This is a genomic window from Humitalea sp. 24SJ18S-53, assembly GCF_050632385.1.
GTDB lineage: Bacteria > Pseudomonadota > Alphaproteobacteria > Acetobacterales > Acetobacteraceae > Humitalea.
In genome coordinates this window covers 2,728,755-2,747,135 of sequence record NZ_CP192599.1, presented here as the reverse complement: position 1 = coordinate 2,747,135, position 18,381 = coordinate 2,728,755, and the positions used below count along the sequence as shown (strand labels likewise).

Sequence of the window (18,381 nt, the reverse complement as noted above, 5' to 3'; positions counted from 1 at the left end):
CGAACCAGAGTTTGGGGGGGAAAAACAAAAATGACCCATTACGATGTCATCGTCGTCGGTGCCGGCAATGCCGCCATGGCCGCCGCGGTCTCGGCCCGTGAAAACGGTGCCGAACGCGTGCTGGTGCTGGAAAAGGCACCCCGCAGCATGCGCGGCGGCAATACGCATTGGAGCGGCGGCGTGCTGCGCTTCGCTTTCGACGACCCGCGTGAGATCGAGCCCCTGGTCCCCAATGCCGAGACTGATTTCGAGGAATTCTACGCCGGCATCGAGCCCTACACGCGCAAGGATTTCCACGGCGACCTGATGCGCGTCACCAGTGGCCGCACCGACCCCGTGCTGTCGAACATGCTGGTCGACAATTCCAAGGAGACGGTCTTCTGGATGAACAAGGTCGGCCGCATCAAGATGGAGCCGGCGACCACACTTTCGGCCGTGCGCAAGGACAACAAGCTGGTCTGGGCCCGGGGCCTGGTGATCCGCGCCGAGCATGAGGGCGTCGGTCTTTCACGCAGTTGGTTCGCCACCGCCGAGGAGATGGGGATCGAAATCCGCTATGGCTCGGCGGTCACCTCATTGGTGCAGGACGAGCGTGGCCGCGTCTGCGGCGTGAAGGTCCGTGACGATGACGGTGTGACCGAGGTGTCCGGCGACGCGGTGGTGTTGGGCTGTGGCGGGTTCGAGGCGAATGTGCAGATGCGCACGCAGCACATCGGCCCGCTGGTGGGGGCCGCCAAGGTGCGCGGCACGCCGCACAACCAGGGCGACGGGTTGCGGATGGCGATGGCGATCCATGCGATGCCCTGGGGGCAGTGGAGCGGCTGCCATGCGACGCCGATCAGCGCCGACTGGGGCGATTTCGCCCCGCGTGAACTGACCGACCGCAGCAACCGGCTGAGCTATCCCTATTCGGTGATGCTCAACAAGGCCGGCAAGCGCTTCGTGGACGAGGGCGAGGATGGCGCGCTCTTCACCTATGCCAAGTTCGGCCGCGCGATCCTGGCGCAGCCTGGTGCCAAGGCCTGGCAGATCTTTGACAGTCGCTCGCTACATTTGCTGGAGCCACGCTATTCCACCAGCAAGCCGGTGGTGGCGGATACGATCGAGGAATTGATCGGCCAGCTCGACATCGACGACAAGAAGCAGGCCCTGGCGACGATCGCAGCCTTCAACGCCGCCGCGCGTGGCATGGATGAAGGCTACGACCCGTCGCGCAAGGACGGGCTTTCGACGCGCGGGTTGGAACTGGAGAAGACCAACTGGGCGCTGCGGCTGGAGGTCGGGCCCTTCTACGCCTACAGCGCGACGGGCGGCATCACCTTCACCTTCGGTGGGTTGCGCGTGAATGAGCGGGCCGAGGTGATCGGCACCGACTGGCGCCCCATCGCGGGGCTTTATGCCTGTGGCGAGATGATCGGCGGATTGTTCTACGACAACTATCCGGCGGGCACGGGGCTGGTGGCGGGTGCGACCTTTGGCCGCATCGCTGGCCGTTGCGCCGCCACGGCCACCGCCACCGCCGCGGCGTAGGGGAGGCGGCCATGAGCATCAACACGGAGCTGGCGGCGCGGATCTGCGCCTTCACCAGGCGCGACCTGACGCCGCGTTCACTGAAGCAGGCACGCACCTGCATCCTGGACACGATCGGCGTCACCCTGGCGGGCGTGCCGGAACCCTGCACGCAGATCCTGCTGCGCACGCCCGGGGTCGCGACGGCGCCGGGGGTTTCGCTGGTCTTCGGCACGGGGCGCCGGACCTCCGCGCTGGATGCGTCGCTGATCAACGGCACGGCGAGCCATGCGCTCGACTACGATGACTTCAGCGGGGATCTTGGTGGCCATCAGTCGGTGCCGCTGGTGGCGCCGCTGTTCGCGCTGGCGGAGGAACGCGGCCTGTCGGGCATGCGGCTGGTGCTGGGCTATGTCGTGGGCATGGAGGTCATGATCCGCCTGGCCCGTGCCGTGAACTTCGTCCACTACGACAAGGGCTGGCACCCGACATCGACCATGGGCGTCTTCGGCGCCGCGGCGGCCTGCGCGCATATGCTGGGCTTGGATGAACGCAAGACGGCGATCGCGCTGTCGCTCGCGGCCTCCATGGCGTCGGGGCTGAAGGCGAATTTCGGCACCATGACCAAGCCGTTCCATGTCGGGCATTGCGCCCGCGACGGCCTGTTGGCGGCGCTGATGGCCGAGCAGGGCTATGAAGCCAATACCGATGTGATGGAGCATCACCAAGGCTTCCTCGATGTCTACAACGGCGTTGGTCAGCATGATGCGGCAAAGATCTTCGCCGACTGGGGCAAGCCCTGGGAGGTCGAGGCGCCGGGCATCGCGTTGAAGCAATTCCCCTGTTGCGGGAGCACGCATCCCGCGATCGCCATGATGCTGCGGCTGGTGAAGGAGGAAGGCGTCACCGCTGAGAAGGTCGCGCGCATCGAGATTTTGCCGCATGCGCGCCGCCTGCCGCATACCGACAATCCGGCGCCGACCACGCCGCTCGGTGCGAAGTTCAGCGTGCAATACGCCGTTGTCCGCGCGCTGCTGACCGGCACGCCCCGACTGGCCGATTTCGAGGGCAGCGCCGCGCTGGACCCGGCGGCCCAGGCGCTGCTCGCGCTGACCAGTGCACGCGCGCACCCGGACATGCCGCGCGATGGCGCCGACCAATGGGGGGCCGAGGTCATCGTCACGCTCAAGGACGGCCGCGTCGTGTCCCGCCGGGTGAACCAGATGGTCGGTCGCGGGGGCGACAATCCCATGACCTCAAGCGAGTTGTGGCAAAAATTCAGCGATTGCGCCGGCCGCGGCATCGCGCATGACAAGGTGGCGCCGCTGTTCGACCGGCTGGAATCGCTGGAGGAGGTCGCCGACCTGCGTGGGGTGACGTCGCTGATGGAAAAGCAGGCACCGGCGGGGGAGGGTGCCAGTCCGCGTTTTTCCGAGGTCGAGCGCCAGGGCACGCCGCTGGAAACAAGCTGGGTGCCCTGATCGCAGGTCGTCGTCATCGGCCCTATCTCGCGGCGCGATGGGCCAGTGCCGTCTATCCAGGAAGGCCATGTCACGACGCATCACATGTGGATGCCGCGGCGGTTGGCGAAGGGTGGCGGGATGAACGCGGCGGGGTCGCGCCCACCCCGCCGCACCTCAGGACAAGGAAATTCCTGCCACGCGGATCAGCCCGCCAAGACGCGCGCTCTCCGCCTGCATGAAGGCCGCGAACGCGGCCGGGGTGCTGCCGACACCCTGCGCGGACAGGGCCTGGATCCGGGCCTGGACCTCATCCGTCCGCAGCGCGGCCAGGATTGCCTGGTGCAGCTTCTCCAGGCTGGCCGTCGGCGTGCCCGCCGGGGCGAAGACGCCGCAAATGTCGCTCAGGACGAAGTCGGAAATCCCGGCCTCGGCGCCGGTCGGAACATTCGGCAGGCTCGGGATTCGCTGCGCCGTCACCGCCACCAGCGGTCGCGCGCCCGTGGCAAAGGCCGGCGCCAGGCTGCCGACCGAGTTGAAGGAGGCCTCGATCACCCCCGCCGCCAGGTCGCGCGCCGCATCCGCGCCACCGCGATAGGGCACGTGTTCGAGCTTGATGCCCGTGCGCTGCTGCAGCAACTCGCCCGCCATGTGCTGCGCCGTGGCATTGCCGGGCGTGCCATAGGTGATGGGCTCGGGCCGGCTGCGTGCCAGCGCCAGGAAGGCCGCCATATCCGCCGTGGGGAAATCCTTCTTCACCGCGAGCACGGTGGGGAAGAGCACCACCAGGCTGACGGGCGCGAAGGCCGTTGCGTAGTCGAAGGGCAGGCCGGTGAAGAGATGCGGGTTGGAGGCATGCGTCAGCGTGGAGAGCAGGATGGTCTGCCCGTCCGGCGCCGCACTCGCCACCGCCGCCGCGGCCGTGGTGCCGCTGGCACCGCTGCGGTTCTCCACGATCACCGGCTGGCCGAGGGCGGCGCCCATGGCGGGGGCGATCAACCGCGCCACGGTATCGGCGGCGCCGCCTGGCGCGAAGCCGACGAGCATCCTGACGGGACGCGAGGGGAACCCCTGCGCCCGTACCAGCGAAGGTGCTGCCAGCAAGGGGGCACCCAGCAGAAGGGCCCGGCGGAAAAGACGCGGGGGCCGCATCATGCGGCGCGCCTGCGCCAGGAGGTCGCCGACCGCAGGTTGCGTCGATTCAAGCTCAACATCGAAAGATCACCCGTTCACGATTGGTCCAACCCGTGTGCCGCGCCCGCGCGGTCTTCGCCGTGCTTGCCCAACCAACGCCATGCCGCGTCGTCAGGGCACGCTCGGGGGGGTATGCTATAATGTCAAGACATTGCCGGGGCGGGTGAAGATGCCCGCTGAGGCAATGGCTTGGAGGAGCAGCGCCCTCCCATCTTTCAGCGCCGGCTGCCGGCCCAGAAACAGGGATTTTCCCGCGCGAAGGCCTGTAGAGAGGCTGGCAGCGGCGCCACGCGGTCCCCGGCCGCCAGTCGGGCGCGGCCCTCGCTCGACCAGCGCGCCGGTGCGATGTCGGGGTCGGCGAAGGACCCGCTGACCCGCACCGGAATGTCGAGTGCGAAGTCGGAGGTTGTCTCGCTCTGGCTGCCGATGACCAGGTCCATGCTGTGGCGGTTCAGGTCGAAGGTGGCGAGACCGCTGATCGTGCCGGTCGCCGCGCGGATTCGCAGCGGCGTGGCCTCGCCGGCCCCGGCGCGGACGGCGACGACGGCGAGCAGGCAGGTCATCGGCGTCTGGCCCTGTGCGGTGCGGAACAGGGCGCGGATGTCGGTCGAGGCCATCTCGATCACCTCCCGCGCGATGGACCCGCCGCGCATGGCGACGACGCCGCCGATCACGGCCTGGCGCGTCGCCTGGTTCAGCGTCGCGGCCTCGGCGGCCACGGTGGTGCGCGCCTGCACCGCGCCGAGCACCGGCAGGGTGCGGATGCCGAAGGCGCGGCGCAGCGTGTCGATGTTGGCATCGTTCAGCGAGGCTTCGGCGGTGATGCGGCCGCCGCGCGGCGCGGGGACCAACTCGCCCGAGGCCTCGATGCGGCCGCCATAGGCGGTGAGGGCCAGGGCTTCGACGGCGATGCGGCGCGGCTTCGCCTCGGCGACGAAGCGGAGATTGGTGGCGTCGAGTTGGGCATAGCGGAAGTGTTGCGCCGTGGCCTCGGCGCGCAGTTCCGGGTCGGGCGCTTCGGCGATGGTCAGCGGGATGTCGGCATCGCCGTGATCGCCGCCGGGCGTGGCGGAGGGCGCGCCGAGGATGCGGTTGAGGTTGAGCCGGGTGAAGTCGATGCGCGTCGCCACCCGGTCCGGCCGGCCATTGTCACCTTCGGTCAGTTCCAGCAGCGGTGCGGTCAGGGCTTCCCCGGCCAGCGCGCCGGTCGCCTCCGCCAGGCGCCACAGATCGCCCTGCCTGGTGAAGGGGCCGGCCAGGCTGACCGGTACGGCGGGGCCGGTGCCCGCCCCGGCCATGGTCAGGATGGCGCCGGGGGAGCGTGCCTCCAGCGCCAGGCGCCCTTCCAGCCGGTCGACGTTGAGCGGGTCGCGGGACGTGCCCTCGAAGGTCAGCACCGTCTCCGGCGCGGTGGCGCGCAGGGGATAGGGGAAGGCCGTGGTGCCGTCGCGCAGTTGATTGGGGGTGCCCAGCGTGCCGGACAGCGTGACGGGGACGGATTGGTAGGCGCCCTCGACGCGCAGGGTCAGGGGATGGTCGGCGGCGGGTGCGGCGAGGGTGACGGTGGCGAGTTCGGTGCGCAGCGGCGTGCCGCTGCTGGTGCGAAAGACGACCTGGCTGCGCGTCAGCCGCAGGTCGAGCAGAAGCGGGAGGGCGGAACGGTCGGGCGGTTCCGGTGCGAAGGGCGCGGAAGGGCCGGCCGGGTCGCCATGGAAGCGCCAGTTGCGGCGGCGATCGGCGGTGCGTTCGAGGAGGAGGTCGAAGCCCTCCGCCTCGACCTGGCGCAGCACGACCAGGCCGCGCAGCAGGGGCGTGACGTCGAGCACAGCGCGCATGGAGTGCAGCGTCGCCATGTGCGGCGCGCTGCCGCCCTCGATATTCGCCAGGCGCAGGCCGTGCAGGGTGACCGTGGTGGTCAGGCCCGGCGTGACCTGCACGCTTTCGATGGTCACGTCGCGGCCGAGGGAGGCCGTGAGCCATGTGGCGGCGCGGGAAGCGAGGTCCATGCGCGGCAGGACGGCGAAGACTGCCACGAGCGCGACGCCGATCGCGACAAGCGGCAGGGCGACAACGACGCCAAGGATCATCTTGCTGCGGCGGGTCATCGGCGTCGCCTCTTGGTTTCGTGTCACGTTACGCCGACGTTCCCCAGATGGCTGGGGGATCCGATCATTTGGCCAGGAACGTATGGTTGATCCGATGGTGATTGCAAAGGCGGCAGCGCCTGGACGGCGCGCACACCGGGTCCGACCGGTCGGTCATCGCCGTCGGAGCGAACATCTGGCGCTCCTAGGCAAGACCTGGACGTGGTTCACAGGCCGCTGCCTCATGCTGACGGGCCGGGTCGAGGCGAGCTTGGCCGATGAGGACACCATGCAACAGGGGTTCGGTGTCACCGCCCCGCAGTCCAGCCGGTCTCGCTTCGCCGCATACAGCGCCGACTGACAGGCATCTACAAGACCTCCGACAGGTGGTCGCCGCGTGCTTCCGTCGGCGTGTCGCGGCTGCTGGGCGATGCCGCTGACAGCCCGATCACCCAAAGCACACTGGGGGCTACATACCGGTTCTGAGAGTCCAGATGGGCGGTCCCGATTTGGACCTATCGCGCCGGCGAGGAATGGGCGAAGCGAAACGCATCCCGCGCGAACGCGGTCGCTTCGACCTCAAGCCCGAAGACGCATAGGGCGGACATAGCCTTTCGCCATGAAACGGCAAAGGTCAGGACGCGCGGCGGAGTTTTGCCGGATCGGCCTCGTCCCACACCCCCACCGGCATCGGCAGGCCGTCAAAAATCTCCCGCCCGAGCGGGCGATCCGGCGACATGCCAAGCCCTTCCAGCACCCACATGAGCTGCCGGACGTGCTGACCCGCGTGCCAGACGGTGCGTTCGAGGAATTCGTGCATCGTCTGTTCGCCGTAATACACATCCGCCGGCCGCGACCAGTCGAGCGTGGCGCCGGTCGCATCGAACCAGGCCGACATGCGGCGACGCATCTCCTCGCAATAGGCGATCAGCTTTTCGCGCGTCGCGTCCTTCTCCTCGGGCACGCGCATGTAGCTGTCGAAGGTGAGGGGGATGCCGTCCTCATGCTCAAGGAAGGCATCGGCGATATTGGCGATATGCCAACCGAGTTGGGCGAAGGAGCGCGGGCGGTTGGGCAGCATCCGCGCCAGCGCCTCGTCCGGCATCTGTGCCAGGTAGCGCGCAGCACCCGCCAGCACGGCGTCAAGCCGCCGGCGCATCTCCTCGACCGGCAGCATCTTCTGCACGCCGTAGTCAATGCCGCAGAGCCTCGCGACATCGCGCAGCACCTGGCCATTCGCCCAGGCCTCGCCCCGGGTCACGATCGGCACCTGCTTCAGGCCGAAGTGCGAAAGCTCCTCATAGGCGGCCTCATCCTCCAGCACATTGCGTGACAGGAAGGGCACGCCGTGGCGCGTCAGGAACTCCTTCGTGCGCAGGCAAGAGGAACAGCCTGTCATCCAATAGACGCGTATGGCGTCATCCGTCGCGGTGGTTGCTTCCATGGTTTTCCACTCCCTTACGCGGCTTTTGCGCGCAGGCCGGAGAGGTAGGCGATCACCTCCTCCCGCCCCACCACGTCGCCGTATTTTGCGTTGATGTCGAAAAGATTCGCGTCATGCGGGCCATCGTGGCGGTCGCCCACGCATTCGCGCGGCACCACGACGCGGTAGCCGTGCTGCACGCCATCCAGTGCGCCCGCGCGCACGCAGCCGCTGGTCGAGCAGCCGGCGAGGATCAGCGTGTCGATGCCAAGGGTCGCCAGCATCGGGGCGAGCGGCGTGCCGAAGAAAGGGCTGGGATATTGCTTCACGATCACCACCTCCTCCGGCAGCGGCGCCACGGCGGGGTCGATCTCGGCCAGGGGTTCGCCTGGCACCAACTTGCGCAGGGCAGGCACCTTGCGGATGAACCAACCGCCATCGGCGCCGGAGGGATGATACATCACCTTCGTGTGGATGACCGGAATGCCCGCGGCACGCGCCGCCGCCAGCAGCGGCACGGTGTCGCGCACCGCGCGGACAACGCCCTCGGCGTAAAAGGCCGAACCTGGAGTGGTGTAGGCAAGGGTGAAGTCGATCACCACCACCGCCGGGCTGACGCCGAAACCGACCTTGCCGTCGAAGACGCCGACGTAGTTCTGTTCACGCGTGATGCTCATGTGGGGTTCCTCAGCCTTCGTTGGGGAAGTGGCAGGCGGCCAGGTGGCCGTCGCCGCCTGTCATGGTCAGTGCGGGGTCGTCCTGCACGCAGGCGCGCGGCAGGTGTGTGCCGGCCGTGGCCACGGTCTCGGCACCGCGATCGGCGACGACACGCGCACGCGGGCAACGCGGATGAAAGCGGCAACCCGTGGGCAGGGACGCGGCGGAGCCGATCTCTCCGATCGGGCGGATGCGCGGGCGCATGCGCTCCCGCACCGGGTCGGCATGCGGCACGGCCGATAGCAGCGAGACCGTATACGGATGCCGCGGGGCGCCATAGAGCGCATCGCGCGGCGCGATCTCGACGATGCGTCCAAGGTACATCACCGCGACGCGGGCGCTGACGTGGCGCACCACCGCGAGGTCATGCGCGATGAACAGATAGGCGATGCCCGTGCGGGACTGGATCTCCGCCAGCAGGTTCAGGATCTGTGCCTGCACCGAAACGTCGAGTGCGGAGACCGGCTCATCCAGCACCACCAGCGCGGGATCGAGCGCGATCGCACGGGCGATCCCGATGCGCTGGCGCTGTCCGCCGGAGAATTCATGCGGATAACGCCCCGCCATCGCCGGGCGAAGCCCGACAAGGGATAGCAACTCCCGTGCGCGATCGGCCATGTCGCGGCGCGCGACGCCGTGCGTCGCCATCGGCTCGGCGATGATCTGCCCCGCCGTCATGCGCGGATCGAGCGAGCCGAAGGGATCCTGGAAGACCATCTGCATGCGCGGGCGCAGCGCCCGCAGCGCACTGGCCGAAGCGCCCGTCACGTCCTGTCCGTCGAAGCGCACGCTGCCGGCACTCGGTTCGATCAGGCGCAGCACCAGGCGGGCCAGCGTGCTCTTGCCGCTGCCGGTCTCGCCCACTAGCCCGAGCGTCTCTCCGCGCGCCAGGGAGAAGGAAACGCCATCCACCGCGCGCACCTGCTGGCGTCGCCCCGCAAAAATCCCGCGCCCGCCGCCAAAGGTCTTGCGCAGGTCCTGCACGTCCAGCAGCGCGCTCATGCGGTGGTCTCCAGTGCACCCTGGCGGTGGCAGGCGGCGGCATGGCCCTGTCCGCGCAGCACCGGCCGTTCCGTGCGGCATCCGGCCGCGTCGGCCACCGCGAAGCAGCGCGGCGCGAAGCCGCAGCCCTGCGGGCGGCGGCTGGGGTCGGGCGGACTACCGGCGATCGCCGCGAGCATCGTGCCAGCCGGCGCCTCGAGGTCCGGAATGCTGCGGAACAGCGAGATGGTGTAGGGGTGCCGAGGCGCACGAAACACCTCGTCCACCGTGCCGGTTTCCACCACGCGGCCGGCATACATCACCGCGACCCGATCCGCCTGGCGGGCCACCACGCCAAGATCGTGCGTGATCAGTACCATCGCCATGCGATCGGCTTCGCGCAGCTCACCCAACAGGTCCAGCACCTGCGCCTGCACCGTCACATCCAGCGCCGTGGTCGGTTCGTCCGCGATCAGGACGCGGGGGCCGAGCGCGATCGCCATGGCGATCAGCACGCGCTGGCGCATGCCGCCCGAGAACTGGTGCGGATAGTCGTCCACGCGGCGCCCAGGGTCGGGGATCTGTACCCGCGCGAGCAGCGCCACGGCACGTTCCCGCGCCTCCCGCCTGCCGATCGGGAGGTGCGCGCGCAGCACCTCCGCGATCTGGTCGCCGACGCGGAAGACGGGGTTCAGCCCGGTGAGCGGATCCTGGAACACCATGCCGATGCGCGCGCCGCGCATCCGCCGCAACTGTTCCGGCGCCAGGCTCAGCAGGTCGATGCCTTCCAGCATTGCCTGTCCGGCGATGACGCGACCGGGCCTGGGCAGCAGTCCAAGGGCAGAGGTGAAGGTGACGGTCTTGCCCGATCCGCTTTCGCCCACGACCGCCAATGTCTCACCGGCATCGACGAAGAGCGACACCTCCTCGACCAGCCGCACGGCCCCCTTTTCTCCAGGCACCGCGGCGGTCAGGCCGCGCAGTTCGAAGGCGGCGGTCACAGCAGTTTCCCCGTGTTGCGCCGCATCTGCGGGTCGAGATTGTCGCGCAACCCGTCGCCGAGCAGGTTCAGCGCGATGACGGTGAAGGCGATGCACAGCCCGGCCGAAAGCGAGATCAACGGGTTCATGGTGATGGAGGTCTGCCCCTCCGCGATCACATTGCCCCAGGTCGGCGTCGGTGGCTGAACGCCGAGGCCGAGGAAGGACAGCCCGGCTTCCGCCAGGATCGCGGTCGCCGCGCTGACCGTAGCGACCACGATGACCGGCGGCAGCGCATTCGGAATGATGTGACGAAGCACGATGCGCCAGGGGGACAGGCCGATGGCGCGGGATGCCTCGATGAAGGGCCGCGGGCGGATCGTCAGCACGACGGAACGCATCACCGCTGCGACGCGCGGCGTATAGGCGATGGCCACCGCCAGCACGATGGAATCAAGCGTATTGCCGCGTGCCGCGACCAGTGCGAGCGCCAGCAGAAAGGATGGAAAGGCCAGCAGGATATCGATCACCGCGACCAGGGCACGTTCCAGCCATCCGCCCGCATAACCCGCCACCGCACCCAGGATCGAACCCACGGAAAGCGAAATCAGCACCACGAAGAAGCCGACCTGCAGCGACACCCGGGCGCCGTAGATCAGGCGCGACAGGACGCATCGGCCGAACTGGTCCGTGCCGAGCCAATAGGTGGCGGAAGGCTGTGCCAGCGCATTCATCAGATCCATGTTGGTCGGCGAATGCGGGGCGATCCAGGGCGCGAACACGGCGACCAGCACAAGGGCCGTGATACCGATCGTGCCGATCACGAAACCCGGATGGCGCGCGTATCGGCGAATATTGGCACGCCGCCGGGCGGCGGCTTCCTCGATCGCGTCCAGGTCTTCGAATGTCGCGCTCATGATTGGCGAAGCCTCGGGTCGATGGCGCTGTAGACAAGATCGAGCACGGTGTTCAGCACCACCACCGCTGCCGCCAGGACCAGCACCCCCGCCTGCACCAACTGGTAGTCGCGCGCGAGAATCGCCTTCAGGATGGTGGATCCGAGGCCCGGCCGGCTGAACACGGCTTCCACCAGGATCGCGTTGCCGAGCGACCAGGCGAAGGTTACGCCAATCACGGCCAGCACCGGGATGAGCGCGTTGCGCAACGCCAGGCGCCACACGATGCGCCGCTCCGGCACGCCCATGGCGCGCGCGACGCGGATATGGTCCTGGCCCAGTACCTCCAGCATCGCCGATCGCGTCAGCCGCGCGATATAGGCGGCGACGGACAGCCCCAGCACGAGCGAGGGCAGCGCCAGATGGTGCGCGGCCTTCCAGAAACCCGGCTCGCTCGTCGCGCCCAGCGCGGGAAACAGGGCGATGGCATGCGAGAAGGTCAGGATCGCGACCAGCCCGACCCAGAACACAGGGAAGGAGATGCCGCCGAGTGCCACCAGCATCACCGCGACATCCACCGCCGTGCCCTGCCGCACTGCCGCCACGATGCCGAGCGGCACGCCGACCGCGATCGCGACGGTCATCCCCGCCACGGCCAAGGTCGCGGAGGGCGGCACCGCCGCCCAGATCTCCGCCAACGCCGGCTGTCCCGTGACGACGGAAACGCCCAGATCTCCCCGCACCGCGCGAAAAAGGAAGATCCCGTATTGCTGCCAAACGGGCAGGTCGAGGCCGAGGCGCCCACGCAATGTGGCAAGCGCCTCGGTCGTGGCGAAGTCGCCCAGCATGTACAGCGCCGGATCGCCCGGAATGGCCCGCATCAGGAAGAAGGCCACCGTGACGATACCGACAAGCGCGACGCCGAACTGCCCCGCGCAACGGGCGATATATAGAAGCATCAGACAGTCCGCAGCGAGACCGGCGAAACGTTCACCGTGAACAGGCTGTTCTGCACGAAGCCCTGCACCGTCGGCCCATGCGCGATGAAGAGCCGGTCGGCGTAGAGCGGGATAACAGGCAGGTCCGTCATCGTCTTTTGCAGGATGCGCGCATAGACCGCACGCCGTCCGGCGAGGTCGGGGGCGCGCGCTGCCTCAGCGAGCAGGTCGTCCACGCCGTCGTAGCGGGACGTGTTCAACCCCGGCGGATGGGACCGCGTGTGGTAGAGCGTGACCAGCGGGCTATCCGGGTCGGGCGGGCCGACGACCGCGGTGACGCAGGACTGCACATTGCCCGATGAGCGCGCCTGGAGGTAGGCGGCGCGTTCCAGCACCCGCACCGTCGCCTGGATGCCGACCTGCTGCAGATCATTGGCCAGCGCCACCGGGAAGCGGTCGAAGGGGTTCAGGCCGACCGTCGTGATCTCGAAACGGAAGTTCGAGACATTGGCCTCCCGCAACAGGGCGCGGGCGCGGTCGGGGTCGAAGGCATAGCGCGGCACGCCATCCTCGGTGAATTCCTGGAAGGTCGAGGTCAGGACGCTCGTCGCCTCGAACTTCGTGCCGCGGAAGAAGCCGTCGATCAGCGCCTTGCGGTTCATGGCATGCGCCATGGCGCGACGCACGCGCACGTCGCGCAGCGGGCCGGCGGTGGTGTTGAGCACCAGGTTGGCGGTGTTGTTGGCCGGCCGATCCAGGACGGTGACGGCGCTGACGCGACGCAGGCGGTCGATCACATCGGGCGATTGCAACGCGTAGAAAATGTCGATCTCGCGGTTCTCGAGCGCGATGGCCGCCGCGGTCTCATCGCGTACGATCCGGAAGATGACATCGGTCAAGGTCGATGGACCGCCAAAGTAATCGGGGTTGGCGACCAGCCGCACCTCGTTGCCCGTCGTCCAGCGGTCGAAGATGAAGGGCCCGGTGCCGATCGGGTTCATGCTGTAGCGCTCGCCGATCTCGGTCACCGCGCGGCGCGACACCAGCCAGCCCTGGTTGAAGGCGCAGAGCTTGTGCAGGAAACCGGAATTCGCCGCCTCCAGCACGAAGCGCACGGTCAGCGGATCGGGGGTTTCGATCTCCTTCAGCCCGGCAAGCTGGCCGCGATAGGGGCTGCCGGTCGCGGGGTTCAGGATGCGTTCGAAGGAGAACTTCACGTCATCCGAGGTGAAGGCGCCAAAGTTCTTGTGCCAGGTGACGTTGGGCCGAAGGCGGAACGTCCAGACCGTGCCGTCCGAGGAGACTTCGTAGCCGGTCGCGATATCCGGGACGATGGCGTTCGTCGCCTGATCATATTGCACGAGGCCGCTGTAGATATGGCTGGCGATGGACTGGTTCTCGTTCTGGAAGATCCGTGCCGGATCCAGTTGCGAGATGTCCGAACCGAAGCGCACGCGCAGCGTCCGCGCGCCCTGCGCCAGAACCGGCGTGCCGAAGGCGCCGCCGAGTGCGAGGCCGGTCGTGCCCGCCATCAACCCGCGTCGGCCGAGCGCCGGCGCCGTCCTGATATCAATCATTCTTCTGCTCTCCGGTGAATGTCGTATCGCCGCAGACGGGGTTCGCCGGCGGGTGTTCCTTGGGCCAATCCTGCGGCAAGCGCGCGGCCGTGGCGACCATCGCCTGTGCGAGTTCGGCCGCGCGCGCGGCCCAGGCATCGGGGATCATGCCGGCCGCCTCGCGCGCCACGGCGTCGCTGCCTCATAGGCCATGGCGAGGCGGAACATCGCCGCCTCACCGCCCTGACGCGTCATGACGTGCCAGTGCAGCGGCATTCCGCCACGCGAAAAACCCGTGCACTGCACCAGTGCGGGAAGTCCGGCGAGGCTCGCCGGCGTCATCATGGTCTCGCTGGTATAGGCGGTGGATTCGGGTTCGACGCCAAGACGCGGCGGTTGGTGCAATGCGCCGAAGGACAGCAGCACGTCATGTTCCGCCCAAAGCGCCCCGAGCGCATCGGTGAAGGCGCGGCGGAAGCGCTGCGCGTTAAGGTAATCCACGGCGGCGACGCCCATGCCCGCCAACAACTTGTCGCGCAGCGCGGCGCCCATGAGGTGCGGCGCCTCACGCAAGTCCCGCGCGTGGATCGAGGCGGATTCGGCCGCCCCGATCAGCCTGGCCGCGTCCAGGCAGGTCGACGCCGGCCAGGGCAGCGCCACATCGGCGACGCGCGCGCCGAGACGGGAGAGGACGCCAAGCCCTTCCTCCAGCGCCGCCGCCATCTCGGCATCCGGCACCGGGAAGCCTGGCCCTGGGTCGCGCAGCACGCCGACGCGCAGCCCAGCGACACCCGCCCCCGCCCGTTGCCGCAACGAGGAGCCGCTGACCGCATCCAGGATGATCGCCGCATCCTCCGCGGTCCAGGCGATGGGACCCGGTCGGTCCATGGAGTAGGTGTTCGGCAGCGCGCCATCGATCGGCAGCACGCCGGGGCTCATGATGACACCGCAGCATCCGGTCGCCGCAGCGGGCAGCCGCACCGACCCCGTCGTATCCGAGCCGATGGCGAAGAGCGCCATGCCGGTTGCAACCGCGACGCCGGGGCCGGTCGAGGAGCCGCCAGTGAAGCGCCCCGTGTCCCACGGATTGCGCGCCGGTTGTCTCGGCAGGTCGAAATGCTCGGCGCCCGTGCCCGTGCCATATTCCCAGGTCGCGAGTTTGCCGAGCAGCACTGCGCCCGTGCCACGCAACGCGGTGACGATCGCCGCGTCGCGCGGAGCGATGCGCCCAGCGCGCAGTCGCGAATTGGCGATGCAAGGCAGGCCAGCGACCTCGAAATTGTCCTTGATGGCCCAAGGGATGTCGCCAAGCGGACCTGGCGTGCCGCCCTGCCGCATACCCGCCTCATCCAAGTGATGTACGGCGTTCAGTGTGCCGTTCAGCGTCGCGATCCGCGCGATGCAAAGCTCCAGCAGCGCTTCTGCAGTGGTCGTGCCGCGGCTGAGGCCATCGAGCGCCCCGGCGATCGTTGGATAGTCGGATCGCAAGGAGCTGGTCGGCATCGTGTCGATCATGCCGCCTCTCTCGCGCAGAGGCCCGGGGTCGTGGTCGGAAAGAGCGCCTTGGTCGCCAGCACGTGGGCGCGCATCGCTGCGCTGGTCCGGGCGGAGTCGCGCGTGGCAATCGGCATGCGCCGCAAGAAGGGCGCGAACGCCGAAGATATCCTTGCTGTCCTGGCACGACCATTCGGCGGCGACGGCCCCCTTGTTCGGCACAGCACACGACCAGCCTTGGGTGTCGAGACGCCGCAGTATCTCGACGCCGGCGTCCGGCTGACACCGAGTGGGGTGGTTGGATCTTTCTGCCGCAGGTGCGACCCTGGCGTGTAGGCGCCGTTAGCGAACTGTCGCCGCAGCGTCAGATAGGCCTGCTCCCTGGTGGTCGCCATCGCCTTCTCCGTCGCGGGGCCGGGGGCATTGTCCCCTCGTGCACCTGACATCTAAACTGACGTGTATGCAATCTGGGCTGGGGGCGCAAGATACCGCTCGTCTCAGCGTGGCCTCAGCCTTGCGCGCATCGTGACGCTGGCGGCTGGCATTCAGTCGCGCGCTGGATCATCACATGGGGTTCGGTCGTGAACTCCGCCGGATACGCGATGCATGAGGCTGGGAGTTGACCGGATGCGTGATCCACGCGCTCCTGCGCTTCGTGCTGTGCGACAGTGTATCCGACGACCCGCGAGGAAAGGTGGGTGATGCGCGCCGGGCTGTTGATCAAAGGCTTGCTCATCCGGCATTCAAGCCAATGGGGAGACAGGGTGCCCCACTGTCAATGCGATCCGACCCATGTCGTGCTTGATCGCCAGCAATCGCGTGACCATCGCCTCGAGCCGTATTGCGCTGCGACTGTGTGAGGCAAGCGCGTCTTGGGCACCGGCACAGTCCGCGGTCACGAGTTGATGGGCTTCGTCGATGATCGGCAGCCACGGCCGCAGGACAAGCAGGTGGCCAACAAAACGCATCAGCGCCTCGGGCTTCTCGACTGTCGCGATCAACATGACGGAACGATCGGCGGTCAGCCAATAGTCGCTACCGAGGTGCGGGGAACAGAAGAACCGGCACCGCCCCATGGTTTGCCTCGCCAACAGCAATGACCTGCGGCCGGACTCCACGCGCGCCCGCGAAAGCGAATGCTGTCTACAATGAATGCCGCGCTCCGGCCGCATTCCCCTCCGTGAAACGCGCCAGGCGGAAGGCCGATAAGTCGAGCCCCGGGTGCCCATCGGCGATCCAGCCCGCGACCTGGCGCCCGATGGAGGGGGCCAGCGCGAAGCCATGGCCGGAGAAGCCGGCCGCGACATAGAGGTCGCGCCCCGCCCAGGGCCGGTCGATGATCGGGATGACATCCGGCGTCAGGTCGATGCGCCCGGCCCAGGAACGTTCCATCGGCAGCTCGCCCAGATGTGGGAACAGCGCGCGGAAAGCCGCCATGTTGCGCGCCAGTTTTGCACGGTTCACCGGCGGCTCGCCCGGGGCGGCGCTGCCGGTGGCGCGCATCTGGCCCAGGAATTCCCGCCCCATGGTCAGCCGTAGCTGGCGCCAGTTGCGCCGGTAGGCGGGCAGGAAGTGCCGCAGGTGGCGCCATGCATTCGGTGTGATGTCGTAATCCGCCCCGGCGCCGCGATAGCCATTGCCGATGACGAAGCTGCCATCCGGCCGCGGCCGGAAGGCGACGCGCGGCCCCCACATGGCCAGGCGGGTGAAGGGCGCGGCCTTGGCCGTGCCGGCGACGGTGGAGCGAACCACCTGCACCGGCATCGCCAGCCCGATCCGCCGGCCGAGCCCCGCCGCACCCACGCCATTCGCCAGCACCACCGCGCCGGCGCGGCAGAGGCCCTGCGCGGTCTCCACCCCCTCCACCACGCCACCGCGCAGCGCGACGCCGAGGACCGGATGGCCGGTGTGCAGGATCACGCCCGCCTCTGCCGCCAGCCGCGCGATGGTGGCGGTGGCTGCCGCGGGTTCGGCATAGCCGTCGCCATCGGTCAGCAGCGCGCCGCGCCAGGTGCCGGCCAGTTGCGGCAGCAGGCCCTTCAGTTCGGGCGGGGAGAGGATGCGGGTGCGCAGGCCGAAGCCGGCGGCATCGCGATGCGCGGCCTCGATCCGCGCCTCATCCTCCGCCGTTTCGGCGGGGGTCAGGATGCCGTTGGTCTCGAAGCCGGTCGCGGCCAGGCCCCGTTGCGCCGTCATCTCGCGCCACAGCGCATTGGCTTCGGCCGCCAGCGGGATTTCGGCCGGGTGGCGGCCCTGCTGGCGCACGAAGCCCCAGGCGCGGGAGGATTGTTCCTGCCCGGCCTCCGCGCCGCGTTCGAAGACCGACACGCGCAGGCCGCGGCGCGCGAGGTCCAGCGCGATGGAGCAGCCGATGATGCCCGCGCCGACGATGGCGACGTCCACGGGTTGCGGATGGGTCATGCGTCGGGGTTCCTGGCAGTCGGGAGTAGGGGCGGGCGCAGGGCGAGGACGCTGCGGATGTGGTAGCGCATTTCCGCCGCCGCGATCTCCGCATCGCCGCGGCGCATGGCGTCCACGATGCGGCGGTGTTCGGTGGGCACGCGTTCGCTCCAGTGCGGGCGCCGCTGCTCCATGCCGCGGACCAGGCAGACACGGTGGTGCAGGGTTTCAAGCTGGCGCAGCAGGGCGGTATTGCCCGCCGCTTCGGCGATGCGCAGGTGGAAAGCGCCGTCGAGCATGTTGAACGTGTCCCAATCGCCGCGGGCGACGGCGGCGACCTGTGCCTCGGTCAGCGCCTCCAGCGCCGCCGGGCAGGCGGGGTCGCGGGTGACGGCCAGGGTGACGGCCATGCATTCCAGCGCTTCGCGCAATTCGCATAATTCGCGGATCTCGGTCTCCGTCAGGAGGATCACGCGCCAGAAGCGGCCGAAGCGTTCGACCAGCCCATCGCCGAGCAGGCGCTGCAGGGCTTCGCGCACGGGCGTGCGGCTCATGCCCAGGCGCTGGCCGAGGGCGACCTCCTGCAACTGGGTGCCGGGGGAGAGGCGCAGCGAGGTGATCTCGGCCTTCAGGGTGCCGTAGGGGTCGGTGCCGCGGCTCGGCGCGGCATGGCCGTCAGCCATCGCACAGCAACCATTCAGTATGCCGAAAATCTCGGCAAGGATGTCTCAAGGATCCAGCCCTCAGGT

General features: G+C 68.7%; 17 protein-coding genes. 3 read left to right on the top strand and 14 right to left on the bottom strand.

Translation table 11 applies throughout. The annotated features are described in order from the left end of the window. The first annotated feature begins 30 nt into the window (after positions 1-30). On the top strand, positions 31-1,530 hold the full coding sequence (gene tcuA / locus ACQW02_RS13195; RefSeq protein ID WP_431285699.1) for an FAD-dependent tricarballylate dehydrogenase TcuA: 1,500 nt from the start codon (positions 31-33) through the stop codon (positions 1,528-1,530). Positions 1,531-1,541: 11 nt separating this feature from the next. Further along, complete coding sequence (locus ACQW02_RS13190) at positions 1,542-2,990, top strand: MmgE/PrpD family protein (RefSeq protein ID WP_431285698.1); 1,449 nt, start codon at positions 1,542-1,544, stop codon at positions 2,988-2,990. 156 nt (positions 2,991-3,146) lie between these two features. On the opposite strand, the gene ACQW02_RS13185 is transcribed toward ACQW02_RS13190, so the two are convergent. Further along, entirely contained in the window at positions 3,147-4,124 is a 978-nt protein-coding gene (locus tag ACQW02_RS13185; RefSeq protein ID WP_431285697.1) for a Bug family tripartite tricarboxylate transporter substrate binding protein, read from the bottom strand. Between the two features lie 254 nt (positions 4,125-4,378). Further along, positions 4,379-6,268, bottom strand: coding sequence for an AsmA family protein (locus ACQW02_RS13180; RefSeq protein ID WP_431285696.1), 1,890 nt, complete (start codon positions 6,266-6,268; stop codon positions 4,379-4,381). A 324-nt stretch (positions 6,269-6,592) separates the two neighbouring features. Here ACQW02_RS13180 and ACQW02_RS13175 point away from each other — a divergent pair, with 324 nt between their 5' ends. Beyond that, complete coding sequence (locus ACQW02_RS13175; protein ID WP_431285903.1) at positions 6,593-6,733, top strand: MipA/OmpV family protein; 141 nt, start codon at positions 6,593-6,595, stop codon at positions 6,731-6,733. 148 nt (positions 6,734-6,881) lie between these two features. Here ACQW02_RS13175 and ACQW02_RS13170 read toward each other — a convergent pair whose 3' ends face one another. From ACQW02_RS13170 to ACQW02_RS13115, 12 genes are all read right to left on the bottom strand, one after another. Beyond that, the gene (locus ACQW02_RS13170; RefSeq protein WP_431285695.1) at positions 6,882-7,691 is read right to left on the bottom strand and encodes a DinB family protein; all 810 of its coding nucleotides are present in this window, start codon (positions 7,689-7,691) and stop codon (positions 6,882-6,884) included. Positions 7,692-7,705: 14 nt separating this feature from the next. Further along, positions 7,706-8,347 carry an N-carbamoylsarcosine amidohydrolase gene (locus ACQW02_RS13165; protein ID WP_431285694.1) on the bottom strand — a complete coding sequence of 214 codons (642 nt, stop codon included), beginning with the start codon at positions 8,345-8,347 and terminating at the stop codon, positions 7,706-7,708. Between the two features lie 10 nt (positions 8,348-8,357). After that, positions 8,358-9,389, bottom strand: coding sequence for an ABC transporter ATP-binding protein (locus ACQW02_RS13160; RefSeq protein ID WP_431285693.1), 1,032 nt, complete (start codon positions 9,387-9,389; stop codon positions 8,358-8,360). After that, positions 9,386-10,369: an ABC transporter ATP-binding protein gene (locus ACQW02_RS13155; protein WP_431285692.1), complete on the bottom strand. Its 984-nt coding sequence runs from the start codon at positions 10,367-10,369 to the stop codon at positions 9,386-9,388. The genes ACQW02_RS13160 and ACQW02_RS13155 overlap by 4 nt, the downstream gene beginning before the upstream one ends. After that, positions 10,366-11,265 carry an ABC transporter permease gene (locus ACQW02_RS13150; protein WP_431285691.1) on the bottom strand — a complete coding sequence of 300 codons (900 nt, stop codon included), beginning with the start codon at positions 11,263-11,265 and terminating at the stop codon, positions 10,366-10,368. The genes ACQW02_RS13155 and ACQW02_RS13150 overlap by 4 nt, the downstream gene beginning before the upstream one ends. Further along, positions 11,262-12,203, bottom strand: a complete 942-nt coding sequence (locus tag ACQW02_RS13145) for an ABC transporter permease (protein ID WP_431285690.1) — start codon at positions 12,201-12,203, stop codon at positions 11,262-11,264. Before ACQW02_RS13145 ends, ACQW02_RS13150 begins: the two co-directional genes overlap by 4 nt. After that, on the bottom strand, positions 12,203-13,759 hold the full coding sequence (locus ACQW02_RS13140; protein WP_431285689.1) for an ABC transporter substrate-binding protein: 1,557 nt from the start codon (positions 13,757-13,759) through the stop codon (positions 12,203-12,205). Before ACQW02_RS13140 ends, ACQW02_RS13145 begins: the two co-directional genes overlap by 1 nt. Then, positions 13,752-13,907 (bottom strand): hypothetical protein, encoded by a 156-nt coding sequence (locus ACQW02_RS13135; RefSeq protein ID WP_431285688.1) that lies wholly within the window; start codon positions 13,905-13,907, stop codon positions 13,752-13,754. The genes ACQW02_RS13140 and ACQW02_RS13135 overlap by 8 nt, the downstream gene beginning before the upstream one ends. Further along, positions 13,904-15,253, bottom strand: a complete 1,350-nt coding sequence (locus ACQW02_RS13130) for an amidase (RefSeq protein ID WP_431285687.1) — start codon at positions 15,251-15,253, stop codon at positions 13,904-13,906. Before ACQW02_RS13130 ends, ACQW02_RS13135 begins: the two co-directional genes overlap by 4 nt. Positions 15,254-15,975: 722 nt before the next feature. Beyond that, positions 15,976-16,236: a hypothetical protein gene (locus ACQW02_RS13125; protein ID WP_431285686.1), complete on the bottom strand. Its 261-nt coding sequence runs from the start codon at positions 16,234-16,236 to the stop codon at positions 15,976-15,978. A 139-nt stretch (positions 16,237-16,375) separates the two neighbouring features. Continuing rightward, on the bottom strand, positions 16,376-17,653 hold the full coding sequence (locus ACQW02_RS13120) for an NAD(P)/FAD-dependent oxidoreductase (RefSeq protein WP_431285685.1): 1,278 nt from the start codon (positions 17,651-17,653) through the stop codon (positions 16,376-16,378). Continuing rightward, positions 17,650-18,315 carry a GntR family transcriptional regulator gene (locus ACQW02_RS13115; RefSeq protein ID WP_431285684.1) on the bottom strand — a complete coding sequence of 222 codons (666 nt, stop codon included), beginning with the start codon at positions 18,313-18,315 and terminating at the stop codon, positions 17,650-17,652. Before ACQW02_RS13115 ends, ACQW02_RS13120 begins: the two co-directional genes overlap by 4 nt. Positions 18,316-18,381 lie beyond the last annotated feature (66 nt).